The 26,280-nt window shown below is 64.6% G+C and carries 21 protein-coding genes and 1 pseudogene; 19 read left to right on the forward strand and 3 right to left on the reverse strand.

The genetic code is table 11. From position 1 onward, the window contains the following. Positions 1-1,410 (reverse strand): retention module-containing protein (locus CAG11_RS22700; protein WP_143494735.1); only part of this gene is annotated, 1,410 nt, incomplete at its 3' end. 362 nt (positions 1,411-1,772) lie between these two features. Here CAG11_RS22700 and CAG11_RS22705 point away from each other — a divergent pair. From CAG11_RS22705 to CAG11_RS22735, 7 genes are all read left to right on the forward strand, one after another. After that, a complete protein-coding gene (locus CAG11_RS22705; protein ID WP_022643250.1) occupies positions 1,773-3,125 on the forward strand; it encodes a TolC family outer membrane protein in 1,353 nt (450 codons plus the stop codon). A 38-nt stretch (positions 3,126-3,163) separates the two neighbouring features. Further along, positions 3,164-5,320 (forward strand): type I secretion system permease/ATPase, encoded by a 2,157-nt coding sequence (locus tag CAG11_RS22710; RefSeq protein WP_085598047.1) that lies wholly within the window; start codon positions 3,164-3,166, stop codon positions 5,318-5,320. Beyond that, on the forward strand, positions 5,310-6,677 hold the full coding sequence (locus CAG11_RS22715; RefSeq protein WP_085598048.1) for an HlyD family type I secretion periplasmic adaptor subunit: 1,368 nt from the start codon (positions 5,310-5,312) through the stop codon (positions 6,675-6,677). Before CAG11_RS22710 ends, CAG11_RS22715 begins: the two co-directional genes overlap by 11 nt. Positions 6,678-6,830: 153 nt before the next feature. Then, the gene (locus tag CAG11_RS22720) at positions 6,831-7,754 is read left to right on the forward strand and encodes a LysR family transcriptional regulator (protein WP_085598049.1); all 924 of its coding nucleotides are present in this window, start codon (positions 6,831-6,833) and stop codon (positions 7,752-7,754) included. 117 nt (positions 7,755-7,871) lie between these two features. Continuing rightward, on the forward strand, positions 7,872-9,416 hold the full coding sequence (locus tag CAG11_RS22725) for an MFS transporter (protein WP_085598050.1): 1,545 nt from the start codon (positions 7,872-7,874) through the stop codon (positions 9,414-9,416). A gap of 26 nt (positions 9,417-9,442) precedes the next feature. Next, positions 9,443-10,513 (forward strand): HlyD family secretion protein, encoded by a 1,071-nt coding sequence (locus CAG11_RS22730; RefSeq protein WP_085598051.1) that lies wholly within the window; start codon positions 9,443-9,445, stop codon positions 10,511-10,513. After that, positions 10,510-11,994 carry an efflux transporter outer membrane subunit gene (locus CAG11_RS22735; protein WP_085598052.1) on the forward strand — a complete coding sequence of 495 codons (1,485 nt, stop codon included), beginning with the start codon at positions 10,510-10,512 and terminating at the stop codon, positions 11,992-11,994. The genes CAG11_RS22730 and CAG11_RS22735 overlap by 4 nt, the downstream gene beginning before the upstream one ends. Here CAG11_RS22735 and CAG11_RS22740 read toward each other — a convergent pair. Together CAG11_RS22740 and CAG11_RS22745 are read right to left on the reverse strand one after the other, a co-directional pair. After that, a complete protein-coding gene (locus tag CAG11_RS22740) occupies positions 11,957-12,706 on the reverse strand; it encodes a DUF3142 domain-containing protein (protein ID WP_085598053.1) in 750 nt (249 codons plus the stop codon). The two genes, CAG11_RS22735 and CAG11_RS22740, sit on opposite strands and share 38 nt — an antisense overlap. Further along, the gene (locus tag CAG11_RS22745) at positions 12,676-14,892 is read right to left on the reverse strand and encodes an outer membrane assembly lipoprotein YfiO (protein WP_085598054.1); all 2,217 of its coding nucleotides are present in this window, start codon (positions 14,890-14,892) and stop codon (positions 12,676-12,678) included. The genes CAG11_RS22740 and CAG11_RS22745 overlap by 31 nt, the downstream gene beginning before the upstream one ends. Before the next feature lie 444 nt (positions 14,893-15,336). Here CAG11_RS22745 and CAG11_RS22750 point away from each other — a divergent pair, with 444 nt between their 5' ends. The 12 genes and pseudogenes from CAG11_RS22750 to CAG11_RS22810 all read left to right on the forward strand — a co-directional run bounded on the left by CAG11_RS22750 (position 15,337) and on the right by CAG11_RS22810 (position 26,071). Beyond that, positions 15,337-16,923, forward strand: a complete 1,587-nt coding sequence (locus CAG11_RS22750) for a glycosyltransferase family 39 protein (RefSeq protein ID WP_085598055.1) — start codon at positions 15,337-15,339, stop codon at positions 16,921-16,923. Between the two features lie 152 nt (positions 16,924-17,075). Next, positions 17,076-17,537 (forward strand): aminoacyl-tRNA deacylase, encoded by a 462-nt coding sequence (locus CAG11_RS22755; RefSeq protein ID WP_085598056.1) that lies wholly within the window; start codon positions 17,076-17,078, stop codon positions 17,535-17,537. 14 nt (positions 17,538-17,551) lie between these two features. Beyond that, a complete protein-coding gene (locus CAG11_RS22760; protein ID WP_085598057.1) occupies positions 17,552-17,800 on the forward strand; it encodes a DUF2789 domain-containing protein in 249 nt (82 codons plus the stop codon). A gap of 61 nt (positions 17,801-17,861) precedes the next feature. Next, positions 17,862-18,107, forward strand: coding sequence for a type II toxin-antitoxin system prevent-host-death family antitoxin (locus CAG11_RS22765; protein WP_085598199.1), 246 nt, complete (start codon positions 17,862-17,864; stop codon positions 18,105-18,107). Continuing rightward, positions 18,097-18,377 (forward strand): annotated as a pseudogene (locus CAG11_RS22770) (type II toxin-antitoxin system RelE/ParE family toxin). The gene CAG11_RS22765 and the pseudogene CAG11_RS22770 overlap by 11 nt, the downstream one beginning before the upstream one ends. Before the next feature lie 131 nt (positions 18,378-18,508). Beyond that, positions 18,509-18,937, forward strand: coding sequence for a MarR family winged helix-turn-helix transcriptional regulator (locus CAG11_RS22775; RefSeq protein WP_022643265.1), 429 nt, complete (start codon positions 18,509-18,511; stop codon positions 18,935-18,937). Continuing rightward, positions 18,934-21,021: an FUSC family protein gene (locus CAG11_RS22780; RefSeq protein WP_085598058.1), complete on the forward strand. Its 2,088-nt coding sequence runs from the start codon at positions 18,934-18,936 to the stop codon at positions 21,019-21,021. The genes CAG11_RS22775 and CAG11_RS22780 overlap by 4 nt, the downstream gene beginning before the upstream one ends. Next, positions 21,018-21,227, forward strand: coding sequence for a DUF1656 domain-containing protein (locus CAG11_RS22785; RefSeq protein ID WP_022643266.1), 210 nt, complete (start codon positions 21,018-21,020; stop codon positions 21,225-21,227). The genes CAG11_RS22780 and CAG11_RS22785 overlap by 4 nt, the downstream gene beginning before the upstream one ends. Next, positions 21,224-22,114, forward strand: a complete 891-nt coding sequence (locus CAG11_RS22790; protein ID WP_031321298.1) for an HlyD family secretion protein — start codon at positions 21,224-21,226, stop codon at positions 22,112-22,114. The genes CAG11_RS22785 and CAG11_RS22790 overlap by 4 nt, the downstream gene beginning before the upstream one ends. Beyond that, positions 22,111-23,556 (forward strand): efflux transporter outer membrane subunit, encoded by a 1,446-nt coding sequence (locus CAG11_RS22795; protein WP_085598059.1) that lies wholly within the window; start codon positions 22,111-22,113, stop codon positions 23,554-23,556. The genes CAG11_RS22790 and CAG11_RS22795 overlap by 4 nt, the downstream gene beginning before the upstream one ends. A gap of 90 nt (positions 23,557-23,646) precedes the next feature. Continuing rightward, positions 23,647-24,282 carry an NADH:ubiquinone oxidoreductase subunit N gene (locus CAG11_RS22800; protein ID WP_085598060.1) on the forward strand — a complete coding sequence of 212 codons (636 nt, stop codon included), beginning with the start codon at positions 23,647-23,649 and terminating at the stop codon, positions 24,280-24,282. Between the two features lie 286 nt (positions 24,283-24,568). Next, positions 24,569-26,071 (forward strand): YdgA family protein, encoded by a 1,503-nt coding sequence (locus tag CAG11_RS22810; RefSeq protein WP_085598062.1) that lies wholly within the window; start codon positions 24,569-24,571, stop codon positions 26,069-26,071. The last annotated feature ends 209 nt before the right edge of the window (positions 26,072-26,280 follow it).

Below are 26,280 nucleotides of genomic sequence, written 5' to 3' on the forward strand. Positions count from 1 at the left end.
AGCCGGAGTTGTACTCGGCACCAAGTTCTCGAAATTACCGCCTTCAGCTTTGGTGATGGTGGCTTCGACTTTACCGGCGTCTTTATAGACGTCATCGGCAGGCGCCGGAACGGTCACGGTGCCAGTGGTCTTGCCCGCTTCGATAGTAATCACCGCGCCGTTGCTCAGGGTCACGGTGACCGGAGTACCGGCAGGATTGGTCAGTGTCGCGGTGTAGGTGATCGAGCCACCTTCAGCCACGGTGCCGGTGGCACTCAAGCTCAGCCCAGTATCGTCGATGGTGTCGGTAACCGTGGTCACCGCTTTGTCGGGGTTGGCAACCAGGTTCTCGAAGTTGCCGCCATCGGCCTTGGTGATGCCGACTTCAACCTTGTCGCCATTCTTGTAGACGTCATCGGCTGGTGCCGGGACGTTGATCGAGCCGCTGGACTTGCCCGCCTCGATGGTGATCACCGAGCCGTTGGACAAGGTGATGGTCACCGGGGTCTGCGCCGGGTTGGTCAGGGTTGCGGTGTAGATGATCTGCCCGCCTTCGGTGACACTGGCATCGGCGGTCAGGGTTACCGTGGTGGTGTCGATGGTATCGGTGATCTGGGTCACCGCCGGGTTCGGATCGACAGTGACCTGCAGGCCACCGCCGCCGGTGGTGCCGGTGACGCTTACGCTGATCTGGCCCGGGTCGATATAGACGTTGTCCTGGGGCGCCATGGGCACCTGTACGGTCCCGGTCAGCTGGCCGGCGCTGATCACGATGACCGCGCCATTGGACAGGGTGACGCTCAGGTCAGTCAGCGGAGCCTGGGTCACGGTGGCGGTGTAGACCAGGGTGCCACCGGCTTCGGTGATGGTCGGGGTGGCGTTGAGGGTCAGGGTGGCCGGACGCAGGCTATCGCTGCCGCTGCCATTGGTGGTGCCATTGCTGTTGGCCAGGCCGCCAAAGTTGTTGTCCAGGGCCGAAGTGGCCCGGCCCAGGCCGGCGGTTGGGAAGCCGATGGTGGGGTCTACCCGGCCGGCGGTTTCCTGCAATTGGACGAAGCTATGGCCGCCCCCGGCATTGCCCCCGGTACCGGCAGCGGTCGGGCCGGCGGCAGTGGCTTCAAGGTCGGTGGTCGGGTCGACGCCGGCGGCGATGGCCTGCTGCAGTTCTTCGACCGAAGGCGCGGCTTGCGCGGCGGCCTGGGCCAGGTCGGCGCCGGAGTCCGGAGCGGCACCGCTCCATTGAGTGTCACGCCCCAGGTCGAGCGTACGGCCATCGGTCAGCTCCAGGCTGACGGCGCCCGCTGGGCCGGTATCCACCTGGTCGCCCACGAACAGGCGGTCACCCTCGATGAGTACACGCCGGATCCCTTCCGGGGATACCACGAAAACTTGACCGACAATGCTTTTGACGATGGCAACAACACTGCTCATTAAGGACTCTCCGGTGTACCGCTCATTCGACTTCCATGTACCGGCTCGGGCGCTGGCCGCAGCTCAGTCTGGGGGTACATTGCTGTGTATTTGGGAACGGGTAATTGACAGGTGAATTGTCAATATTTTGGCTATATTCTTTCGAAATTAAGTTTATGCCAAACTATTGACCTTATGGGTGCCATCCTAAACAATCGCTCTATTAATGTCACATTGATATTCACGCGGTAACCTGACTTGAAGTATGTGAACCAGTTCTTAGTTTGAACTTTCCGACAGACGGTCGTTGTGGTTGTAGTCATTCGATGTGGTTCCACGTTCTGACGTGAATCTGGACATACCGTCCGAGGAAATTTCTTACCATGCGTTTTCACCTGTTCAAGGCCCTGCCCTTCGCTCTTGCCGCCAGTTTCGTACAGGCGCAGACACTCCCTGAAGCCATGCAGAAAGCACTGGATGTGCACCCGGAAATCCAGGCCGGTGTGAACAGCCGCCTGGCTGCCGATTACCAATTGAAGGCCGCCAAGGGGGGGTACCTGCCCCGTGTCGACATGCTCGCCGGCTATGGCCGTGAAGGCACAGATAACCCCACTACTCGCGCGGGTAGTGGCAGCAATCACTGGGAAAGCATGACCCGTGGTGAGTCAAGTTTACGTCTTCAGCAGATGGTTTTTGACGGTTTTGCCACCTCCAGCGAGGTTGGGCGTCAACAAGCCACCGTCAACTCCCGGGCCTATTCTCTGCTGGGCACCTCCGAGCGCACCGGCCTGACCGTGGCCCAGGTGTACCTGGACGTGTTGACCCGTCGCCAGTTCGTCCAACTGGCCGAAGACAACCTGCGCAACCACGAACGTATCTACGACCAGATCAAGCTGCGTACCCAGCGTGGCGTAGGCAGCGGCGCCGACCTCGACCAGGCCGAAGCTCGCCTGGCCCAGGCCCGCAACAACCTGATCACCGAGCAGACCAACCTGGCCGACGCCCAGACCAACTACCTGAGTGCGGTAGGGGAACTGCCCGACCAGCTGGAGCGTCCTGCCAGCTTCATGGCGATGATGCCGGCCAACCTCGACGAGGCTCGCCGCCAGATGCTGGAGAACAGCCCGATCCTGCGTTCGGCCGAGTCCGATATCGTGGCGGCCGAGAAGCAGTACGAAGCGGCCAAATCGGCGTTCTACCCACGTTTCGATGCGGAGCTGGGACGCACCGCGGACAACGACCTGGACGGCCAGAACGGCCACAACAACGAATGGCAGGCCATGCTGCGCATGCGCTTCAACCTGTTCGCCGGCGGCAGCAACAAGGCTGACCTGGAGTCCAAGGCCTACCAGTCGAACCAGGCCCTGGATATCCGCAACAATGCCCTGCGGGTGCTGAACGAAGAACTGGGCCTGGCCTGGAACGCCATGAACAACGCCAACTCCCAGGTGCCGATCGCCCAGGAATACGTCGATCGCAGTACCGCGGTGCGTACCGCCTACCAGAAGCAGTTCAGCCTGGGCGAGCGTACCTTGCTGGACTTGCTCGACAGTGAAAACGAACTGTTCACCGCTTCCCGTCGCCTGGCCGAGATCAAGAACATTCAGTTATTTACTCAGTATCGAATCAAGGCGACCATTGGCGAGTTGCTCAAGAGCCAGGGAGTGGTCGCACCCATGGCTTCCGTCGTGCAGAACGACGTGAAGCCCAAGGTCCAGCTGCCTGGGATGAATTGAGCTAATTTCATCCTTATAGCCAGCCAAGAGTGTCGAGAGTGGAATCAGAAGTCCGTCGAGTGCAGCTCCATCATGATCCACGCGGTATGCATGACGACCCTTTGCTGGACGGTTTGCTGACCCTCTGCTTCTTGCACCAGAAGCCCGCCAGCGCGGCAATGCTGACCACCGGCCTGCCATTGCCGTCCCAGCGCCTGAGCGCCGCGCTGCTGCCTCGCGCAGCGGCCCGGGCCGGGCTCCAGGGCCGCGTCCTGCGGCGCAAGCTGGAACAGATCCCGAGCATCGCCATGCCCGCCCTGCTGTTGCTCAAGGACGGCCGCAGCGCCGTGCTGCTGGGCTGGCAGGGCGATGACCAGGCGCGGCTGTTGCTCAGCGAGAGCGATGGCGGCGAGGTCTGCGTCAACCGCGAGCTGCTGGCCGACGACTATATCGGGCAGGTGTTCTTCGCCCAGCCCCAGCACAAGTTCGACGTCAACCACGGTTCGCTGATCCCTCGGGCCCGCTCCTGGTTCCGCGATACCCTCAAGCGCTCGCGCTGGCTGTACATCGATGCCGTCGCCGCCAGCCTGCTGATCAACATCATCGCCATGGCCGCGCCGCTGTTCGTGATGAACGTCTACGACCGGGTGGTGCCCAACCAGGCGACCGCGACCCTGTGGATGTTGTCCATCGGCATCATCGGCGCCTATGTCTTCGACCTGATCCTCAAGGGTTTGCGCAGTCTGTGCCTGGACCTTGCCGGGAAGAAGACCGACCTGATCATCTCCGCCACGCTGTTCGAGCGCATCGTCGGCATGGCCATGAAGTACCGTCCACCGCGGGTCGGCAGCTTTGCCCAGAACATCCACGAGTTCCAGAGCCTGCGGGACTTCCTTGCCTCGCTGACCCTTACCAGCCTCATCGACCTGCCCTTCACCCTGCTGATCTTCCTGGTGATCGCCATCCTCGGCGGGCACCTGGTGTGGATCCCGGTGCTGGCCTTCCCCATTGCCCTGGGTATCGGCTATGCGTTGCAGAAACCCCTGGTGGCGACCATGGAAAAGACCATGGCCCTGGGCGCCGAGCGCCAGTCGAGCCTGATCGAGACCCTGGCCGGGCTGGATGCGGTCAAGGTCAACAACGCCGAGAGCGAGCGCCAGTACCAGTGGGAGCAGACCATCGGCACCCTCAGCCGCCTCGAGCTGCGGGTCAAGATGCTCTCCAGCCTGGCGATGAACATCACCCTGCTGATCCAGCAACTGGCCGGGGTGGTGATGATCATCTTCGGCGTATACCAGATCATCGACGGCAACCTCAGCATGGGCGGTCTGATCGCCTGCTACATGCTCAGCGGCCGGGCCCTGAGCCCGCTGGCTTCGCTGTCCGGCCTGCTGACCCGCTACCAGCAGGCCCGCGTCACCATGACCTCGGTGGACCAGATGATGGAGCTGCCCCAGGAGCGCAACTTCGGCGAGCGTCCGCTGAGCCGTAGCGTGCTGCAGGGCGCCATCGAATGCCGGCAGCTGAACTTCACCTACCCGGGCCAGCAGAGTCCGGCGCTGAAGAACATCAACCTGGTGATCAAGCCGGGCGAGAAGATCGGCATCATCGGCCGCAGCGGCTCGGGCAAGAGCTCCCTGGCCAAGTTGCTGGTGGGCCTCTACCAGCCGGACTCCGGAGCCTTGCTGGTGGACGGCGTGGACATCCGCCAGATCGACGTCAGCGAGCTGCGCCACAACATCGGCTACGTGCCCCAGGACATCCAGCTGCTGGCCGGCAGCCTGCGCGACAACCTGACTTCCGGCGCCCGCTACGTCGAGGACGAGCTGGTGCTGCAGGCCGCCGAGCTGGCGGGGGTCCACGAATTCGCCCGCCTGCATCCCCAGGGGTACGAGCTGCAAGTTGGCGAGCGCGGGCAGAACCTGTCCGGCGGCCAGCGGCAGAACGTCGCCCTGGCCCGCGCCCTGTTGCTCAACCCGCAGATCCTGCTGCTCGACGAGCCCACCAGCGCCATGGACAACACCGGTGAGGAGCGCTTGAAACAGCGCCTGGAAGCGGTGGTGCAGACCAAGACCGTGGTCCTGGTGACCCACCGGGCCTCGCTGTTGTCGTTGGTCGACCGGCTGCTGGTGGTCGACCGTGGGCAGATCCTGGCCGATGGTCCGAAGGCAGTGGTCATGGAAGCGTTGAAGAAGGGGCAGATCAGTGTTGCTTAAGCCGCAAATCAGGGACTCGATCCGCCGTTACTTCAAGGGCAGCGATTCCCTCCAGGGGCAGCCGCTGCCCGAGGTCAACAAGGCTCTGATCGAAGATACGCCACGGGTCATCCGCCTGACCATCTGGGGCATCATCGCCTTCTTCCTGTTCATGCTGCTGTGGGCCAACTTCGCGGTGATCGACGAAGTGACCAAGGGCGAGGGCAAGGCGATTCCTTCCTCCAAGGTGCAGAAGATCCAGAACCTTGAAGGCGGGATCGTTGCCGAGCTGTACGTCAAGGAAGGCCAGGTGGTAGAGGCCGGCGCGCCGCTGATCCGCCTGGACGACACGCGCTTCCAGTCCAACGTCGGCGAAACCGAGACCGTGCGCCTGTCCATGCTGCTGCGGGTCGAGCGCCTGAGCGCCGAGGTGGAGGAGCGTCCGCTGAACTTCCCCGAGGACGCGCTGCGGGATGCCCCGGGCCAGGCGGCCAGCGAGAAGTCCCTGTACGAGAGCCGGCGCCAGCAGCTGCATGACGAGATCGGTGGCATGCAAGAGCAACTGATCCAGAAGCAGCAGGAGCTGCGCGAGTTCAACTCCAAGCAGGCGCAGTACCGCCAGCAACTGGGCCTGCAACGCCAGGAAATCAACATGTCCGAGCCGCTGGTGGCCCAGGGCGCGGTGTCGCCGGTGGAAGTGCTGCGGCTCAAGCGGGCCGAGGTCGAGACCCGTGGCCAGCTGGACGCCACCACCCTGGCGATTCCCCGCGCCGAGTCGGCGATCAAGGAAGTGCAGCGCAAGATCGACGAAACCCGCGGCAAGTTCCGCAGCGAGGCCCTGACCCAGCTCAACGAGGCCCGCACCGAACTGAACAAGGCCAGCGCCACCGGCAAGGCCCTGGAGGACCGGGTCAGCCGGACCATGGTCACAACACCGGTGCGCGGCATCGTCAAGCAGTTGATGGTCAACACCATCGGCGGGGTGATCCAGCCGGGCAGCGACATGGTGGAGATCGTGCCGCTGGACGACACCTTGCTGGTGGAAGCCAAGATCCGTCCCCAGGACATCGCCTTCCTGCATCCGGGGCAAGAAGCGATCGTCAAGTTCAGCGCCTATGACTACACCATCTACGGCGGCCTCAAGGCCCGCCTGGAGCAGATCGGCGCCGACACCATCACCGACGAAGACAAGAAGACCACCTACTACATGATCAAGCTGCGCACCGAGCGCAGCCACCTGGGCAGTGACGACAAGCCGCTGCTGATCATCCCCGGGATGGTGGCCTCGGTGGACATCATCACCGGCAAGAAGAGCATCCTCAGCTACCTGCTCAAGCCGATCATCCGCGCCCGCGCCGAAGCCCTGCACGAACGCTGATCCCTACCCTGCGCCATGCTCGTTCGCCGGACGGCCTTTCGGGGCCGTCTGTCCCGGCAAGCCGTGGCGTGGGTTGGTCCCGCTCAGGATCGCGACCCGCAATCCTGCTAGGATTGCGTTCCAGTCATCATCGATCAGTCATGAGTGCTCAGAATGCAACTTCCGGACATGAATCTCCTGGTGGCCCTCGACATCCTGCTGGACGAGGGCAGCGTGGTGGGCGCCGCGCGCCGCATGAACCTCAGCCCGGCGGCCATGAGCCGGACCCTGACGCGAATCCGCGAAGCCCTGGGCGATCCGGTGCTGGTGCGCGCCGGGCGCGGCCTGGTGCCGACGTCCAAGGCCCTGGAGCTGCGGGCCCAGGTGCATGAGCTGGTGGAGCAGGCGGCACTGGTGTTCCGTTCGGCGGACACCATCGATCTCGCTTCGCTGCAGCGGCGCTTCAGCGTGCGTGCCAACGACTTCTTCGTCGGTGTCTACGGTGGTCGCCTGATCGATATCCTCGAGCGTCAGGCGCCGCTGTGCGAGCTGCGCTTCGTCCCCGTAGGCGATGGTGACGACGAGGCCCTGCGCGAAGGGCGGATCGACCTGCGCATCAGCAATACCCGGCCCCTGAGCCCGGAAGTGAAGGTGCAGAACCTGTTCACCACCAACTTCGTCGGCCTGGTGCGTGAAGACCATCCGTTGCTGGCCGAAGAGATCACCGCCGAGCGGTTTGCCGCCTATCCCCACATCAGCATGTCCCGGCGCGGCATCGCCCGTGGCCCGATCGACGCAGCGCTGGCCGAACTGGGGCTCAAGCGCCGGGTACCGATGATCGCCCCGGGCTTCCACGCCGCGATGTTCATGCTGCCGGACTCGGACCTGATCCTGCCGGTGCCCAAGGAGTCCCAACTCAGCGTTCGGCGCCTGGGCCTGCGGCTGCGCTCCTTCGTACTGCCGATCCCCCTGCCGACCCTGATCCTCAACCAGTCCTGGCATCCGCGAGATGACAAGGACCAGGCCCACAAGTGGTTTCGCGAGGTGGTCCGCACCTGCTGCCACGAGACCTGGAAGCAAGCCCAGCAGGGATCCTGACGCAGGGGCGCCGATCATTGCGTTTGGTGCATTTATTAAGTTCCGATAAGTCAGTTTTCGTCAGTACTGGCTGTTCATAAACTGCTCTGGTATTTCTTTATCTGGAGCAGTACGTCCATGAGTTTCCTCGCTGTCGCTGCGCCTGCTTCGGTCGAAGCCGCCAGCAAGCCGGCGGCCCCCCCTGCGCAAGCCTTTGGGCTGCGGATTGTCATCGGGCTGGTGGGTGTGTTGTTGGCGGTGCTGGTCTCCGGCCTCAACGAGATGGTGACCAAGATCGCCCTGGCGGATATCCGCGGCGCGCTGTTCATCGGCTATGACGAAGGCACCTGGCTGGTGGCCTGCTACACCGCCACCTCGGTGGCTGCCATGGCGTTCGCGCCATGGTGTTCGGTGACCTTTTCCCTGCGGCGCTTCACCCTCTGTGCCATCGCGCTGTTCACCCTGCTGGGGATCTTGTGTCCCTTCGCCCCCAACTACGAAAGCCTGTTGCTCCTGCGGACCCTGCAAGGCCTGGCTGGTGGCGCCTTGCCGCCGATGCTGATGACCGTGGCCCTGCGTTTCCTGCCGGCCAACGTCAAGCTCTACGGCCTGGCCAGCTATGCCCTGACCGCCACCTTCGGCCCGAGCCTGGGCACGCCGCTGGCGGCGCTGTGGACCGAGTACGTGGGCTGGCGCTGGGCCTTCTGGCAGGTGGTGGGGCCTTGCTTGCTGGCCATGGCGGCGGTCGCCTACGGCCTGCCCCAGGACCCGCTGCGCCTGGAGCGTTTCAAGCAATTCAACTGGCGCGGCCTGCTGCTGGGCTTCCCGGCGATCTGCATGCTGGTGATCGGCATCTTGCAGGGCAATCGCCTGGACTGGTTCGAGTCGTCATTGATCACCCTGTTGCTCGGTGGCGGCCTGATCCTGCTGGTGTTGTTCATGATCAATGAATGGTCGCAGCCGATTCCCTTCTTCAAGCTGCAGATGCTGGGCATCCGCAACCTGTCGTTCTCCCTGCTGACCCTGGCCGGGGTGCTGGTGGTGCTCACCGCGGTGATCATCATCCCGTCTTCCTTCCTGGCCCAGGTCCAGGGCTACCGGCCGTTGCAGACGGCGCCGGTGATGCTGGTGATGGCCTTGCCGCAACTGATTGCGCTGCCGCTGGTGGCGGCCTTGTGCAACCTGCGCTGGGTCGACTGCCGCTGGGTGCTGGGGATCGGCCTGGGCATGCTGACCCTGTCGTGCCTGGGGGGCACGCACCTGACCTCGGCCTGGATCCGCGATGATTTCTATGTGCTGCAACTGCTGCAGATCTTCGGCCAGCCGATGGCGGTGCTGCCCTTGCTGATGCTCGCCACGGGCAGCATCGCACCGGTGGAAGGGCCTTTCGCATCGTCCTGGTTCAACACGGTCAAGGGCCTGGCGGCGGTGGTCGCCACTGGGGTCCTGGACGCGCTGACCACGCACCGCCTGCATGTGCACTCCACCATGCTGGTGGACAGCCTGGGCAACTCGCCCCTGGTGGACGACCGGGTGCCCGGCCTGGCCGCGCGCCTGCACCAGCAGGCGGTGGTCCTGACCTGTGCCGACCTCTTTTTGTGCATGGCAGGGGTGGCCGCTGCGCTGATCCTGCTGATTTTCTGGCTGCCGACGCGGATGTATCCGCCGCGTGCGCCTGTTTGAACGCTGATTGATACGGAAGAATTCCCATGACTATTGCAAGCAAAGACAAGATCGCCATCGCGGTGGCGGCGGTAGCGGCCCTCGGCGTGCTGGCCTACCTGGTGGCGCCGGGGCTGTTCGGCCGCTCCGGCGAGCAGAGCACCAACGATGCCTTCATCGTCGCCGACTACACCCTGGTGGCGCCCCGCGTGGCGGGGTTCATCAAGGAGGTGCTGGTGGAAGACAACCAGCAGGTCAAGGCCGGGCAACTGCTGGCGCTGATCGATGATCGCGACCTGCGGGCCGCGGCCCAGGCGGCGGACGCCGAGACCCTGGTGGCCAAGGCGCAATTGCAGAACGCCCGGGCGACCCTGGACCGCCAGAGCTCGGTGATCGCCCAGGCCCAGGCCGCGGTGGTGGCTGCCCGGGCCGAGATGGATTTCGCCCAGCATGAGCTCAATCGCTACAACCACCTGGCCGGGGTCGGCGCCGGCACCGTGCAGAACGCCCAGCAAGCACGTACCCGCATCGACCAGGCCAGCGCCCGGCTGGCGACGACCACGGCGGCCCTGGCGGCGGAACGCAAGCAGGTGGAAGTCCTCACCGCCCAGCGCGATGCCGCCGAAGGTGGCCTGAAACGGGCCCAGGCGGCCCTGGAAATGGCCAGCTACGAGCTGTCCTACACCCGCATCGTCGCCCCGGTCGACGGCATGGTCGGCGAGCGCGCGGTGCGGGTCGGTGCCTACGTCACCCCCGGCAGCAAGATCCTCGCCGTAGTGCCGCTGCAACAGGCCTATGTCGTGGCCAATTTCCAGGAAACCCAGCTCGCTGCCATGCGTGCCGGGCAAGTGGCCGAGGTGCGTGTCGACAGCCTCGGCGGCGAGACCCTGCATGGCCGTGTCGAAAGCCTGGCCCCGGCCACTGGCGTGACCTTCGCCGCGGTGAAGCCGGACAACGCCACGGGCAACTTCACCAAGGTGGTGCAGCGCATCCCGGTGAAGATTCTCCTGGACCCCAACCAGGCAATGGCCGAGCGCCTGCGTGTGGGCATGTCGGTGGAAGCCAGCGTCGATACCCGCAGCTCCGCCACCAGCGCCCGTGAGGTGACCCAGCGATGAGCCTTGAATACAGCAGCCACGGGGCCCGTACTCTGCTGGCAGTGAGCTTGTTGGCACTGGCCGCGTGCACTGTCGGCCCGGATTTCCAGCGGCCCCAAGCCACCCAGCTCCAGGCCTGGCCGACGCCGGCACAGGCCGCCGACAGCCAGGCGGTGGACAGCGCCCTGCAAGAGCGCTGGTGGGAAGTGTTCGCCGATGCGCAACTGTCGGCCCTGAGCCGTCGGGCCCTGGCCGACAACCTCGACTTGCAACTGGCCACCAGTCGCTTGCAGCAGAGCCGGGCAGCGCGCCAGGTGATCACCGCCCAACGCTATCCCGGCACTGCCGCCAATGGCGGCTATGGACGCAAGCGCAACAGCGCCGAAGGCCTGAACGACCCCTCCGGGCACCAGGGCAAGTCCGACTTCAACCTCTGGGAGGCCGGCTTCTCGGCCTCCTGGGAGCTGGATTTCTGGGGCCGCGTGCGGCGCGAGACCGAGGCCGCCGATGCCAGCCTGGAGGTGGCGGAAAATGACCGGCGCGTAGTGTTGCTGTCGGTGCTGGCGGAAACCGCCCAGGACTACATCCAATTACGCAGCGTACAAAGCACCCGGGCCGTCACCGAGCAGAACCTGGAGGTTGCGCGCCACAGCCTGAAGCTTTCGCAATTGCGCCTGGCCGACGGGGTGGCCACCGACCTGGACGTGGCCGAGGCCGCGGCCCAGGTCGCCACCATCGAGGCGCGCCTGCCGGAGTTGCAGCAGCGCCAGGCGCAGTTGATCAATGCCCTGAGCCTGCTGTTGGGCGAGCCGCCCCAGGCCTTGCAGAAGGAGTTGGCCAGCGATGCACCAGTGCCGCAGCCACCGGTGCGGTTGGCGATCGGCCTGCCTTCGCAACTGGCCGAGCGCCGTCCAGACATCCGCCAGGCCGAGGCGCGGTTGCATGCGGCCACGGCCAGCATCGGCGTGGCCAAGGGGGATTTCTATCCGCGCATCACCCTGTCCGGCAACTTCGGCTCCCAGGCCATGCAGTTGGCGGACTTCGGCTCCTGGAACTCCCGGCAGTACAGCTTCGGCCCGCAGTTCAGCCTGCCGCTGTTCGACGGCGGTCGCCTGCGCGGCGTGCTCAAGCTGCGTGAAGCCCAGCAGCAGGAAGCGGCGGTGGCCTACCAGCAGACCGTGCTGCGGGCCTGGCATGAAATCGACGACCAGCTGACTCGCTACAACGCCAGCCAACTGCGGCGCGACAGCCTCGCCGAGGCGGTGCGGCAGAACCAGATCGCCCTGCGTACCGCGCAGCAGCAGTACATCGAGGGGGTGGTGGACTTCGTCAACGTCCTGACCGTGCAGGGCGCCTTGCTGGCCACCCAGGAACAGCTGGTGGAAAGCTCCGCCGGGGTATCCCTGGCCATGGTCGGTTTGTACAAGGCCCTGGGCGGTGGCTGGGAGTCGGTGTATCCGCTGGCTAGCCAGGGTTCTGCAGGAACACCACGTAGCCTTTGAACCAGGGGCTGTCGCGCAGCGCCTGGGGTTCTTGCCAGGCGCCACCCTGGATCAACCCGACCTTGTAGGGCAGGCCCATGCGGTCCAGGCGTGGCAGGTAGGCGCCATAGTTGGCGATGCTGTGGCGGCCCTGGTAGGTCTGCACCACCACTTCGTCCACCACGCCCTTGAGCTGGCCGATGGCTTGCGGGTCGGCGTTGCTGCCCCAGTCCATCAGGCCGGTGATGCTCAGGCGGTACTGCGCCGGCAGGCGCTGGCGCAGGTCCCGCAGGAACTGCCCGTAGCGCTCCAGGTCACGGGTGCCGCTGTCGAAGTCGATCTGGATACCCACCACCCGGGTGCCGCTGTTCTGCCAGCGCTGCATCTGGCCCAGCAACTGCTGGTAGACCTTCTCCGGCCAGGCCAGGGTGTGGGCGCGATACACCACCCACACCTGTTCCTGGCGCAGTCGCGACACCGGCAGGCCCTGGGCGATGAGCTCGACACCCCGTGCCGGCTGGCGCCGTGAACGGCTGACCTGGCCCTGGAGGATGTACAGGGTCCTGGCCTGGGCCAGCACCGGTTGGGTCTTGACGCCGCTCCACAGCCAGAAGGCATCGTGGTCGGCGGCATCCACCGCTGCGGCCGCCGGATTCGTCCAGCACAGCCACAGCGGCAGCAGGCAGCAGCCCAGGTATTTCCTCACCAGTAGTAACGCAGCGACTGGGCCCACTGGGTGTCCCCCAGCTTGGTCTTCAACTGGCGGAACCAGGCCTTGCGTACCTCTGGCTCCACGCCCTGGCCGCCACAGCGGTTGTTGCCGGAGGAGGCGTAGCAGTAGATCCCCCGGTACAGGGCGAAGGCCCGCTCATCGCGGCTGGCCTTGGGGTTGTCGATCACCTTGCGGTAGCTGTCGAGCCGCGAGTAGGTGCTGCCCGGGAACTGGTCCGGGGTGCCGCCCAGGCGCTCGGCCTCGGGCTTGGTATCCAGGGGCATCTGGTCGAAGTTGTTCAGCCGTATGAACTCCGCCAGGCACAACAGGCCAGCGGGGGACTTGGGGTCTTTCTGCAAGGTCGCCGCGGTTTCGGCAATGCCCGGGCATGTGTAGTTGGCGCTCTCGCCCGCCTCGCCCTGGCCATTCCAGTTGAACACCTGCAGCGAAGGGCCGTCGGCGTAGATGTAGCCCAGGTAGTTGCCGATGTTGTCGTTGGACAGGACGCCCTTGCCCTGGCTCGTATCCAGGCCCTGGTTGACGCTGTGCAAGTCTTCGCTGAAGGCGGCGTACCGGCCACGGGTCAGGCTCTTGTACAGCAGGACGAAGTACGCGGTGTTGCGTTCCTCGAGCGAATCGGCCTGGCGAGCTTGCTGGCGCAGTAGCTCGGGCGAGGCCACGTGGCGCAGGAGGATGGCGCGCACCTGGGCGGACTCGATCGGCGAGTCGGCGGCGAACACCTTGGCCAGTTCGCCGCTGCGTTCGTAGGTGTAGGCCAGGGCCAGTTCCAGTTGTTCGCGTTGCAACGGTTGCTTGGCCAGGGGCAGCAGTTGCAGCCACAGCTGCGTTGCGCCCTTCCAGTCTTGCTGGGCCTGCATGGCCATGCCGCGCAGGGTCTGCTGGCTGAAGGCCAGGTAGTCCAGTTGGGCCGGAATCTGCGTCGGCAATTGCTTGAGCGCTGTTGCAGGTTGCTGCTCGACAAACAAGGTGAAGGCCGCTTGCAGATAGTCGTACAAGGCCGGTTGCTCGCTGAACAGGGCCTTGTGTTGCGTTAAGGCTTCGCGGGTCAGCCTGGACGATGGATCTTTGCGCATGTCCATCAGGTCCCGGACCGCCAGCAGCAGCGGAACCCGGATATCGGCATCGGGATTGTCCAGCAGCTTGTAGTCGATCTCCGCCACCAGGTCGTCCTGGCGCTTGTCGTCGGAGTTGTCCGATCTCCGGGTCAGTTGCTGGCCGTAGTCATCGGCCAGGGCCCGGGTATCGCCTTGCAGCCAGTGCACACGGCGGATCAGCCCCTGGGCGGACACAGCATAGAGCCCCTGTGGATAAGTTTTCAGGTAGGCATCGAAGCCTGCCCCGGCTTGTTGCAGCGCCGACTTATCCACAAGCTTGAGGTTGACCGTGCCCCATTCGTCCAGCGCGCTCTGCTGGGCCTGGTTGAGAGCGGTGCGCGCCAGCATGTAGGTGGCCGTCTCGGCCAGCCAGGGCAGGGCGTTGTCCTTGAGGCTGGTGAAGCCCCTGGTCGCGTCATCGAAGTGACCGTCATAGAACTGGACGCTCGCCTGCAGATAGCTGGCCAGGTCGCGAGCCGGGGCAGAAGCCAGGTTTGCCGGCAGAAGGTCGGCCAGCGGGTTGGCTTCCCAGGAACAGGCTCCCAGCAGTTTGATCCGGGCCTGGGCCAGGGCCTGGCGGTCAGCGGGACTCAGTTGCGGGTTGTCCAGTTGAGCGACGAAGGCCAGGGCGCTGGCGTCCGAGTTGCTGCGGCAGCGGCTGCCTTCGCCCTCGATGAAGTTGTCCCCGGCGGCCTTCTGGTTGTCGCGGGAGATGCCCAGGGCCTGCAGCCGGCTGTTGAGCTCGGTGGCAGCGGGAGACAGGCTTGCCTTGGCGCTGTCGCCGTCGTGCTCGTCCGCCGGGTCCAGTGGCCGCAAGCGGTACGTCGGGAAGGGCACGGGGCCGAAACCCAGGCTCAGGTCATCTTTGGTCAGCGCGCGGGGCACCAGCGCCAGGCTGCCCTGGTCGGCCATCAACAGGCGCAGGTTGACCCGGCTGTCGTTGCCTGGGCTGAGGAAGGGCAGGTTGCTGCAGCCGTCCAGTCGGTGGGAGTAGAGCTTCCAGGTCGGTGCACAGAAGTCGTCGGAGCTGGCCTGGGCCTGGCCGGCACAGAGAGTGGCCAGGAGCAATGACGAGAAGAGAGCGATGCGCATGAATTGTCCCTAATTCAGGAGGCCATCAGGACAAGCCTTCAGCTGTTGATGAGTGAGGCGGACGGCCCGTTGCGCGGATTATATGGCCATCCGCCCGGTTCTGCTGTGCGCCGATCGACAGCGCGGCTGCGCGCGTAGCGAAGGCGGGTGATGAATCGAGGTGCGTGCAACTGTAGGTCACGGGCAAGCCACGTCACGCTGTTCACTTAAGCAAGGTGATCCCCTGTAGGAGCAGCCGGTCGATGCTCGCTTGTTCGCGAGGGTCGCTACCGGTAGCGCGTGTCTACTGGATAGGCGCAAGGCCCTGAAGTCCATCGCCGGCAAGCCTCGCTCCTACAAGCTCCTTGACTGATCGGCATTACGCACAAGCCCCGGGGGTTCTGGCCTACAATCAGCGCGTCATGGCTCCGGGCGGGAGCGCAGATCTATCGGCAGAGGGTGGTGATGGGCGTACCGAGTACCGAGCAAACGGCCAAGCAGCGGTATCGCCAGGCTGTCACGCATTCGCAGCCCCTGGCGCAATTGCTTCGTGAACCCTGGCTGGTGCCGCTGCTGTTGCTGGCCCTGGCCTTGCGTTTCTACGAGCTGACGGCGGCGGCGATCTGGGGCGACGAGGGATCCAGTGTTTTGTTGGCCCAGTTCCCGCTGGCGGGCATCTGGAGCCACGCCGCCTACGATGTCCATCCGCCGCTGTATTTCCTCCTGCTGCATGGCTGGATCGGCCTGTTCGGCGATTCGATCCTGTCGATTCGCCTGATGAGTGCGTTGCCTGGGGCGCTCGCGGTATTCCTCGGGACCTGGTTGATGCACCTGGTGGCCGGCCGGCGGGCCACGCTGCTGGCCTGCCTGCTGCTGGCGCTGCTGCCTACCGCCGTGCGCTACAGCCAGGAAGTGCGCATGTATTCGCTGCTGGGGGTGTGGCTGCTGGGAGCGACCCTGGCCCTGGTCTACTGGGTGCGGGCGCCACATCGCCGCCGCTACCTGGTGATCTACGCGTTGCTGATGGCGGCCGGTTTCTATACCCACTACTTCACGGCGTTCTGCGTGGTCTCGCACTGGCTCTACCTGGCCCTGGCCCGGCCCCAGGAAGAAACGGCCCGGCATTTCCTGCGGCGCCGGAGCTGGTGGTGGGCCAACGTCGTCATCGTGCTGCTGTTCCTGCCCTGGCTGCCGGGGCTGGTGGACCTGCTGCTGCACATGGATGAATTGAAGGCCGGCGGCGATGTCGGCTGGGAGCCACCGGTCACCCTGCGTTCATTGCCTTCGATGATCTGGCAACTGCTGGCCCAGGACGATGGCGAAGGCATGCCCTGGTGGTTGTTCGTCAGCCTGCCAGCATTGCTGGCGGCGGTGCTGGCCTACCTGCTTTGCAGCGATCGCAGCCGGTCCCGCCTGGCTACCTTGCTGGTGATCTACAGCGTCTTGCCTCTTTTGCTGGTGTTCGCGGTGTCGTTCATCTCCCCGGTGTTCATCGAGCGCTACCTGACGGTGCCAGCCCTCGGGCTGCCGTTGTGCCTGGCCCTGGCCGTCGACCGGCTGGCGCAACGCTTCAAGATCCTGGCCGTGGCGCTGCTGCTGGTGGTGCTGGCGGTGTTCGCAGTGGGCCTGAAGAACAACTACACCGTGGATGCCGACGACCAGTTCAACAACATGGTCGAGTACATGAATCGCCATACCCTGCCTGGCGACCAGGTGGTGCTGGGCGATATGTTCTGGTACCTGACCTGGGGTTACTACGACCGCAGCCATACCGCTCCGCGGCTGTTCACGCCGCCTGGCGCGGCAGGCGTGTCGACCCGGCCCAACCGCTATGGCTTCGGCACCCTGATCGATGAAAACGCCGAGGTCAGCCTCGATCGCCTGGACGACCTGCCGCCGGGCAATGGCCGGGTCTGGCTGGTGATGAGCCGGGTCGATCCGGACGAATTCCCGGTGATTCCAGCTCATTGGCGCAAGCTCGACCAACATGCCGGCGGCGACACCCAGGCCGTGCTCTATGAAACCTGCGGCTGGGCTTGCCCGGGGCGCTGAGCAGGCGCTCTCCCGGCCTGTGGATAACGCCGGCTCGCCGCGAGTGTCCGGGATCACCGTTGGGAAGTTGTTCCGGCACCTGGCCGCACCCGGCCTAGACTTGCATCAGGGAGTCACAGTCCTGTCCCCGTGGCCGGGCACCGAGGTGCATCATGCGTATGGCGAGAACCGTGCAACACAGTCTGGAGCAAGCCCACTGCCAGTTCGACCTGGTAACCCATCCCCATTCGGCCAGCAGCCTGGAAACGGCTCGGGTGGCGGGAGTGCCGGCGGAGCGCCTGGCCAAGTCGGTGATCCTCGACGACCAGCACGGGCGCTACCTGATGGCGGTGCTGCCGGCCAGCCGCCACCTGGACCTGGGCAAGGTACGCGGCAGCGACCAGTGGCGAGTCACCCGGGAAAGCACCCTGGCGTACCTGTTCAACGACTGCGAGCGTGGCGCGGTGCCGGCCCTGGGCGAGTCCTACGGGCTGGACGTGGTCATCGACCCATTGCTGACCCGCCAGAAGGACATCTACCTGGAGGCCGGAAACCACCACAGCCTGGTGCACATGAGCATGGCCGAATACCTGCGGATGGTGCCCAATGCCGAGGTCTGCGAAGTCTGTCACTGATCAGGAGCCCTACCATGGAATCACCGACCCACACCCTGCCAGCGCTGTTCAAGCAACTGGGGCTGGCCGATGACCCGGTGAGCATCGAACGCTTCATCACCACCCATTCCCCGCTGAAACCGGAACTGCACCTGGCGGATGCGTTTTTCTGGAGCAAGAGCCAGGCGGATTTTTTACGTGATGAAATCCTCGACGATGCCGACTGGGCCGAGGTGGTGGACCAACTGGATGTGTTGTTGAGGAAGGGACGGGGAGGAGGATGAGCTGTGGTTGTTGGGAGCGATAATTTAGACCAGAATCATGACCTGAATTGAGGTCATGAAAATGCAAAGTATCCTGGCTGACAAAGCCGTCAGCGTATCTGAATTGAAGAAGAATCCTTCAGCGGTATTGAACGGCGCTCAAGGTGGCCCGGTGGCTGTGTTGAACCACAACCGGGTCATGGGCTACATGATTCCTGCCGAAGTTTTCGAAGCGTTGATGGAGCGTTTGGACGATCTGGAACTGGCCGAGATCGTTCGGGCGCGCAGTCAGGAGACTCCCGTCCCGGTCAGTCTGGATGACTTATAAACTCGAGTTCCTGCCTTCGGCGCTCAGGAGTGGAACAAGCTGGGCCATACGCTTCGCGAGCAATTCAAGAAGAAGCTCGCGCAACGGCTGCAAATGCCCCAAGTCCCCGCAGATGCCCTGTACGGTTTACCCGAATGCTACAAGATCAAGCTCAAGGCCTCGGGTTATCGGCTGGTCTATAAGGTTATCGAGCAGCGCGTTGTGGTGGCTGTTGTCGCAGTTGGTAAGCGCGAGCGCGGGGCTGTTTACGAGCAAGCCAGGAAGCGTTGAAGCGCATTCGGAACCTGTCCTGGGTATTTGTTACAAAACTTGACTGAAAATATTCGTTGATGTCATATTGATAGTTAGCAAACTATCAGTATGCGAACAGTCTTGTGCCCAAATCCCTTGAATCTCTTCACATGAACATCAGCAGTGGCATGGTGGTCGCGGCGCGGCATTGGCGTCGGATCTGCCAGAACACCCTGATCAACTTCGGGGTCTCCGAAGCCTGCGCAGTGCCCCTGTTGATGATCGGGCGGCTGGGCGAGGGCGTGCGCCAGGTCGCTGTGGCCCAGGCCGCAGGCATGGAAAGCCCGTCCCTGGTGCGCCTGCTGGACCAGCTATGCACCGCCGGTTATGTCTGCCGCAGCGAAGACCCCCATGACCGCCGGGCCAAGTGCCTGAGCCTGACCGACAGCGGTCGCGAGTTGGTGCAGGCAGTGGAGGGCGAACTGGTGCGCCTGCGTCACGAAGTCCTGGCGGGCATCAGTGCCCAGGATCTGGAAGCGGCCTTGCGGGTGATCCAGGCCTTCGAATCCGCCAACCACTCGCCGGTGCAGCCATCTTGAAAGGATTCTTTACCGGTGTGCCTCCCGCGCGGGACTGGTTCTACGGCGTGCGCACCTTCGCCGCATCGATGATCGCCCTGTACATCGCCATGCTGATGCAGATGCCCCGTCCCTATTGGGCCATGGCCACGGTGTACATCGTCTCCAGCCCGTTCGTCGGCCCTACCAGTTCCAAGGCGCTGTACCGCGCCATCGGTACCCTCCTTGGCGCCTCGGCCGCGGTGCTGTTGGTACCGATGTTCGTGCAGAGCCCCTACCTGCTGGTGGTGATCATCGCGCTGTGGACCGGCATCCTGCTGTTCCTGTCCATGCACCTGCGCACCGCCAACAACTACGCGCTGATGCTGGCCGGCTACACCTTGCCGATGATCGCCCTGCCGGTGGTGGACAACCCCCTGGCCGTGTGGGACGTGGCGCAAGCGCGAACCGAGGAAATCTTCCTCGGCATCATCTGCGCGGCGGTGGTCGGCAGCATGTTCTGGCCCCGGCGCCTGGCCCCGGTATTCGTCGGATCGGCGGGCAAGTGGTTCGCCGATGCCGCGACCTACAGCCGGCGCTTCCTCACCCGCAATGTGCAGCCCGAGGAAGTCAGTGCCCTGCGCGCCTCGATGGTGGCGACCTTCAACACCCTGGAAATGATGATCGGCCAGTTGCCCCATGAAGGCGCGCGGCCGCAGACGGTGCGCAACACCAAGGAACTGCGTGGGCGGATGATCCACCTGCTGCCGGTGGTGGACGCCCTGGACGACGCCCTGTCTGCCCTGGAGCGCCGGGCGCCGGAGCTGGCCGAACGCTTCGCGCCCTTGCTGGCCAAGGCCGACGAGTGGCTGGAAAGTACCGCCCAGGATGCCTCGACGCAGCGCTGGCAAGCCCTGCGCGGCGAGCTCGAAGCCCTGCAACCCGATGCCCGGGCCCTGGACGACCGGAGCCAGTTGCTGTTCTCCAATACCCTGTACCGCCTGGGCGAGTGGATCGACCTGTGGCAGGACTGCCGTAGCCTGCAGCACGCCATCCAGTGCGAAAGCCAGGACACCTGGCGCGCGGTCTACCGCCATTGGCGCCTGGGCCGGCTGACGCCCTTCCTCGATCGTGGACTGATGCTCTATTCGGCGGGCTCCACGGTGCTGGCGATCATTGTCGCCTCGGTGCTGTGGATCCTCCTGGGCTGGACCGACGGCGGCAGCGCGGTGATCCTGGCGGCGGTGGCTTGCAGTTTCTTCGCCGCCATGGATGACCCGGCGCCGCAGATCTACCGGTTCTTCTTCTGGACTGCGCTGTCGGTGCTGTTCGCCAGCCTCTACTTGTTCCTGATCCTGCCCAACCTGCACGATTTCGCCATGCTGGTGCTGGTGTTCGCCGTGCCCTTCATCTGCGTCGGCACCCTGACCGTGCAGCCCAGGTTCTACCTGGGCATGCTCCTGACCATCGTCAACACCGCGTCTTTCATCAGTATCCAGGGCGCCTACGACGCCGATTTCCTGAACTTTTCCAACTCCAACCTGGCAGGCCCCATCGGCTTGCTGTTCGCCTTCATCTGGACCCTGGTCGCCCGGCCGTTCGGTTCGGAACTGGCGGCCAAGCGCCTGACCCGCTTCAGCTGGCGCGACATCGTCAGCCTTTCGGAGCCGGCGACCCTTGCCGAGCACCGGCACATGGGCGCGCAAATGCTCGACCGGCTGATGCAGCACCTGCCGCGCCTGGCCATGACCGGCCAGGACACCGGCGTCGCCCTGCGCGAACTGCGGGTGGCGCTCAACGTGCTGGATCTGCTGGCCTATGCGCCCCGGGTCCAGGGCGTGGCCCAGGGCCTGTTGCGCCAGGTGGTGGCCGAGGTGGGCGAGTACTTCAAGGCCTGCCTCAGGGCCGGTGAGCGCCTCGAGGCGCCGAGCCCATTGCTGATGACCCTGGATCGCACCCGCCGGGCCCTGGACAGCCAACGGCTGCAAGGCGACGACGAAACCCGCCGGCACCTGCTGCACGCCCTCAGCGGCCTGCGCCTGGCGCTGTTGCCGGGCGTCGAGTTCGTGGCCTCGGGCGAACATGAAGCACCCCTTCCCCCTGGCATCGATGGAGCGCCCCTATGATCGGTGATCTGGATATCAGCGGGGTGTTCCTGCCCACGCTGCTGGTGCTGATGGGCATCACCTATGGCGTGTACCTGCTGGTGCACGGCTTGCTGACACGCCTGCATTTCTATCGCCTGGTCTGGCACCGGGCACTGTTCAACGTGGGTCTCTACGCCTTGTTGCTGGGCGTCGTCGACTCTCTCAGCCGATACCTGATGACATGAAAAAACCTTTATTGACCATCGGTCGTGTGGTCCTGACGTTATTGGTGGTGACCTTCGCGGTCGTGGTGGTCTGGCGCATGGTGATGTACTACATGTTCGCGCCCTGGACCCGGGACGGGCATATCCGTGCCGATATCGTGCAGATCGCTCCGGATGTCTCCGGGCTGATCCAGCAGGTAGAGGTCAAGGACAACCAGCTGGTCAAGCGTGGCCAGGTGCTGTTCAGCATCGACCAGGACCGCTTCCACCTGGCCCTGCGCCAGGCCCGGGCGAACCTGGCCGACCGCCAGGAAACCCTGGCCCAGGCCCAGCGCGAGGCCAAGCGCAACCGCGGCCTGGGCAACCTGGTGCCGCGCGAGCAACTGGAAGAGAGCCAATCCCGCGAGGCCCGGGCCCAGTCGGCCCTGGCCGAGGCCCAGGTGGCGGTGGACAGCGCCCAGCTCAACCTCGACCGCTCGGTGGTGCGCAGCCCGGTGGATGGCTACGTCAACGACCGCGCGCCACGGCCCCAGGAATTCGTCACTGCCGGGCGCCCGGTGCTGTCGGTGGTGGACAGCAATTCCTTCCATATCGACGGCTACTTCGAGGAAACCAAGCTCGACGGCATCCATATCGGCCAGGCCGTGGATATCCGCGTGGTGGGCGACCGTGCGCGCCTGCGCGGGCATGTGGAGAGCATCGTCGCCGGGATCGAGGACCGTGACCGCAGCAGCGGCAGCAACCTGCTGCCCAACGTCAACCCGGCTTTCAGCTGGGTGCGCCTGGCCCAGCGGATCCCGGTGCGTATCGCCTTCGACGATGTGCCGGCGGACTTTCGCATGATCGCCGGGCGCACCGCCACGGTGTCGATCATCGACGACCAGCCGCGGCAGGAGCCCGGGCAATGAACCACGGCGCGCGTTTGGCCCTGCTCGGGTTCGGCTTGCTGCTCTCGGCCTGCCAGGTCGGGCCGGATTACCAGTTGCCCAAGGATGCGGCGCTGCAACGCCCGGACCTGCAAGGCGAGTTGGCGGGCAAGGGCGCCAATGTGGTCTCGGCCCCGGTGCCCGGCGATTGGTGGCGCCTGTACCACGATCCGCGCCTGGACCAGCTGGTGCAGCAGGCCCTGGCTTCCAGCACCGATTTGCGCGTAGCGGCGGCCAACCTGGCCCGGGCCCGGGCCCAGGTGGACGAAGCCCAGGCCGCCGGCGGCTGGAGCGGTGGGGTCAAGGCTGGGGTCGAGCGCCTGCAGGAGTCCGGCGAGGCCTTCCTGCTGCCGGAGAAGGTGCCGGTGGCCAACGTCGGCAACCTGTCCATCAGCACCTCCTACCAGTTCGACCTGTTCGGCACCCTGCGGCGCGGCATCGAGGCGGCCAAGGCCAATGCCGATGCGACCCAGGCCGCGGCGGACATCGCCCGCATCACCCTGGTGGCGGATGTGGTGCGGGCCTACACCCAGGTCTGCGCGGCCAACGAAGAACGGGAAATCGCCGAGCACTCCCTTGGCCTGCAAGCCCAGAGCACCGAGTTGACCCAGCGCCTGCGCGATGCCGGGCGCGGCGACGAAACCCAGGTCACCCGCTCCCAGACCCAGTTCAAGTCCCTGCGGGCCGAGTTGCCGCGCTACGAAGCGGCTCGCCAGTCGGGGCTGTTCCGCCTGTCGATGCTGCTGGCCAGGCCGGTGGACCAGTTGCCGGCCGGCACCGCCAGCTGCGCCGAGCTGCCGCATATCGCCCAGCTGTTGCCGGTGGGCGATGGCGCCGCGCTGCTCAAGCGCCGTCCCGATGTACGCCAGGCCGAACGTCACCTGGCGGCGGCCACCGCACAAATTGGGGTAGCCACCGGGGCCCTGTACCCGGACATCAGCATCGGTGCCACCGTGGGCACCGTGGGTATCCTCGATAACCTGGGCAAGGCTTCCACCAATCGCTGGGGTTTCGGCCCGGTGATCAGCTGGACGGTGCCGGCCAACGGTGCCCGTGAGCGCATCCACGAAGCCGAGGCGACGAGCCAGGCGGCCCTGGCGCATTTCGACGGGGTGGTGCTCAACGCCATTCGCGAAACCCAGACCGGCCTGGCCCAGTACAGCGCCCAGCTGCAACGGCGCGATGCCCTGGCCGACGCCGAGCAGTCGGCACAGGTGGCGGCGGACCAGACCCACCGCTTCTTCCAGGCCGGACGGGCGTCGTTCCTCGCCGACTTGCAGGCCACTCGTACCTACACCGACATGCGCGCCCAGCTGGCGGCGGCCAACACCCAGGTAGCGATGAGCCAGATCGACTTGTTCCTGGCCCTGGGCGGCGGTTGGGAAAGCGGACGAACGCAAGCTCCGCCAGCCACGAAACCCTGAGGCCGTTGCTATGCTTTGATCAGTTGGCAAGACGCCGAGTGCCGGGCGCCTTGCCATGATCAAAGCGTGATGGCCATGGGGATTCCAATAATGAAAAACCCTTATGCTCCGGGCTTCTGGTGCGCGCTCTGCGCCCTGATACTGCTGTCTGCCACCTACTTCTACGGGGTCATGCTGGCCCACCAGATCGACAAGGCCATGGTGTTTCTCGACAGCGCCAGCGCCTTGATCGCGGTGATGGCCATCGGCGTGGTGGCGTGGTCCTCGTTCCAGAGCCAGAAAATCAAGAAGAGGCAGCTCGAGCAGAGCAAGACCCTGGTGGCCATCTGGGACACCAAGGTGGCCCTGCGCCGGGTCGAAACCGTTTTTGACCGATACTTCTGGGGTAGCTACTGGCAGCCCGGGCGGACCTTCGCCGAGGTCATGGGCGAACTCACCGGCACCCCGCTGGAAAAAAGCCTGGAGGCGCTGAAGGCGCAGTGCATGCGGCTCGACAAGCAAGCCGACGACGGCCACCACTGGCTGAGCAATGCCCGGGAGCTGTCGGATGTCGCCACGGCCATGGCCCGGGAGCGCTACCAACTGGATTTCTGCGACCCCCGTGGCGAGTCCCGAGGCAACAGCGCGGTGATCGATCGCGACTTCGAAGTGCTGGTCTACACCTGGAGCGCCCGGCTCAAGAGCTTCGACCATCAGCTCGATGCCCTCGAGCTCGAATTTTCCTAACGGCAAACTCCAAGCCACAAGCCACAAGCCACAAGCCACAAGCCACAAGCCACAAGCCACAAGCCACAAGCCACAAGCCACAAGCCTGGAGCCAGCGGGCCCCTGCCTTTCGCTTTTGCTTTCGCTTGGCGCTTGCGGCTTGAAGCTTGCAGCTGCACCACTGTTGCACTGCGCCCCACCGCCAATGCTAATCTGCGCCGGTTTCACGCGGAGTCGAGCCGCGACCCGTCATGGGTTCAGGGAAGACCAGCACACTTTCAAACTATGGATATCGATCGGGTCAAACATGAATAAGTCAGCAGGCGTACTGTTAGGAATCGTCGTCGCAGTGGGTGCAATCAGTGCCGGCGGCGCCTGGTACACCGGCACCAAGCTGGAAGGGGTTCTGCAGCAGCAGATCGTGGAGAGCAACAAGGAGCTGCAGGCAGCGCTGATCGGCTACGACGCCACTGCGACCCTGGAGCTGGTGTCCCTGGAGCGCGGTGTGTTCAGCAGCAACGCCCGCTATCGCTTGAAGGGCCAGGGCGAGTTGTTCCACGGTGACCTGGAACTGCTGATCGCCGACCATATCGAGCACGGCCCGCTGCCGTTCTCGCGCCTGGTTCGCTTCAAGTGGCTACCCGTCATGGCTTCCAGTCATTACGAGCTGGTGAACAACTCCCAGACCGACAAATGGTTTGCGGCCACCAAGGGCGCTGCACCGTTCAACGGCGTGGTCAATGTCGGTTATGACCTGTCCGCCGAGGGCACCCTGGATTTCGCTCCGATGGAACTGGCCCTGGATGAGCTGAACAACCTCAAGTTCTCTGGCCTGAACGCCACCTTCAGCGTCAGCGAAAATCGCCGCAAGGCCAAGGTCGACGGCTATATGGACAGCCTGGACCTGTTCCTCAGCTCGCCGGACAAAGCCCCGCTCAAGATGGAAATCAAAGGCTTGACCCTGGCCAGCAACCTGCACAAGAGCAGCTTCGACTACTACCTGGGCCAGAACACCCTGGAGCTCAGCGGCCTGAAGGCTACTTTCGGCGACAAGCAGTCGGTATTGACCCTGAAGAACTTCGAACAGAAGACATCCACTGAAGAAACCGGCAGCAACGTGGCCGGTCGCGCGGATTACCGTGTGGGCGAGATCGCCTTCGATGGCAAGGCCGTGGGTTCCGCCGAGATGCTCTGGAGCATGAAGGACCTGGACAGCCAGGGCATGCTGGAGCTGGTCCAGGTCTATCAGAACGTATTGCAGCCGTACCAAAAAACTGCCGCCGAGGCCTCGGCCAAGGGCGAAGAGGCACCTGAGCTGCAAATGAGCGAAGCCGAGGAGGCCAAGATCCGTGCGGCGGTGAACAAGGTCCTGGCCGCCAAGCCTCAGATCGCCCTGGAAAGCCTGGCGCTCAAGACCGGCAATGGCGAAAGCCGCTTCAGCCTGAGCCTGGACCTGGCCAAGCCGCAGAGCCTGGAGCTGCCCACCGCAGAGCTGGGCAAGCAGTTGATCAGCCAACTGGATGCCAAGCTGTCGTTGTCCAAGCCGATGGTTGCCGACGTGGCGGCCCTGCAGGCCCAGGCTGAAGGCATGACCGACGCCAAGCAGATCGCCGAACAGGGCGCCGCCACCGCGGAAATGCTCAGCGCCATGGCCGTTGCCACCCAACTGGCCAAGCTGGACGGCAACAACGTGGTCTCGGCGCTGCACTACGCCAACAACGAAGTGAACTTCAACGGCCAGAAGATGACGGTCGAGCAGTTCATTGGCTTCGTCATGAGCAAGGTAGCCGGCGCCGGCGCGCAGCAGTAAGCGACCGCCGCTCGATCGCCATTGGCGATCGGTTGCATCACCCTCGACGCCCGGTGCCGTGGATGCCACAGCCCGGGCGTCGTGCTGTCCAAGGCCCCGGTGCACGGGGCCTTGGGCACGTTTTGCCGATCTGATTCTGAATAATTATTGCGTTGCAATTTCTGAACTAACCTTCGTGGAAGACTTCTCCCGGAAAGTTTCGCCGGGTC

Origin of the sequence: Pseudomonas sp. B6(2017), assembly GCF_002112765.1 — a bacterium.
Lineage (GTDB): Bacteria > Pseudomonadota > Gammaproteobacteria > Pseudomonadales > Pseudomonadaceae > Aquipseudomonas > Aquipseudomonas piscis.

Excerpts from the sequence above, each read along its gene's own strand:
- CAG11_RS22705 (WP_022643250.1), top strand. The coding sequence starts at position 1,773 with ATGCGTTTTCACCTGTTCAAGGCCCTGCCCTTCGCTCTTGCCGCCAGT.
- CAG11_RS22720 (WP_085598049.1), top strand. The coding sequence starts at position 6,831 with ATGCAACTTCCGGACATGAATCTCCTGGTGGCCCTCGACATCCTGCTG.
- CAG11_RS22725 (WP_085598050.1), top strand. The coding sequence starts at position 7,872 with ATGAGTTTCCTCGCTGTCGCTGCGCCTGCTTCGGTCGAAGCCGCCAGC.
- CAG11_RS22730 (WP_085598051.1), top strand. The coding sequence starts at position 9,443 with ATGACTATTGCAAGCAAAGACAAGATCGCCATCGCGGTGGCGGCGGTA.
- CAG11_RS22735 (WP_085598052.1), top strand. The coding sequence starts at position 10,510 with ATGAGCCTTGAATACAGCAGCCACGGGGCCCGTACTCTGCTGGCAGTG.
- CAG11_RS22745 (WP_085598054.1), bottom strand. The coding sequence starts at position 14,892 with ATGCGCATCGCTCTCTTCTCGTCATTGCTCCTGGCCACTCTCTGTGCC.
- CAG11_RS22750 (WP_085598055.1), top strand. The coding sequence starts at position 15,337 with ATGGGCGTACCGAGTACCGAGCAAACGGCCAAGCAGCGGTATCGCCAG.
- CAG11_RS22755 (WP_085598056.1), top strand. The coding sequence starts at position 17,076 with ATGCGTATGGCGAGAACCGTGCAACACAGTCTGGAGCAAGCCCACTGC.
- CAG11_RS22760 (WP_085598057.1), top strand. The coding sequence starts at position 17,552 with ATGGAATCACCGACCCACACCCTGCCAGCGCTGTTCAAGCAACTGGGG.
- CAG11_RS22765 (WP_085598199.1), top strand. The coding sequence starts at position 17,862 with ATGCAAAGTATCCTGGCTGACAAAGCCGTCAGCGTATCTGAATTGAAG.
- CAG11_RS22775 (WP_022643265.1), top strand. The coding sequence starts at position 18,509 with ATGAACATCAGCAGTGGCATGGTGGTCGCGGCGCGGCATTGGCGTCGG.
- CAG11_RS22785 (WP_022643266.1), top strand. The coding sequence starts at position 21,018 with ATGATCGGTGATCTGGATATCAGCGGGGTGTTCCTGCCCACGCTGCTG.
- CAG11_RS22790 (WP_031321298.1), top strand. The coding sequence starts at position 21,224 with ATGAAAAAACCTTTATTGACCATCGGTCGTGTGGTCCTGACGTTATTG.
- CAG11_RS22795 (WP_085598059.1), top strand. The coding sequence starts at position 22,111 with ATGAACCACGGCGCGCGTTTGGCCCTGCTCGGGTTCGGCTTGCTGCTC.
- CAG11_RS22800 (WP_085598060.1), top strand. The coding sequence starts at position 23,647 with ATGAAAAACCCTTATGCTCCGGGCTTCTGGTGCGCGCTCTGCGCCCTG.
- CAG11_RS22810 (WP_085598062.1), top strand. The coding sequence starts at position 24,569 with ATGAATAAGTCAGCAGGCGTACTGTTAGGAATCGTCGTCGCAGTGGGT.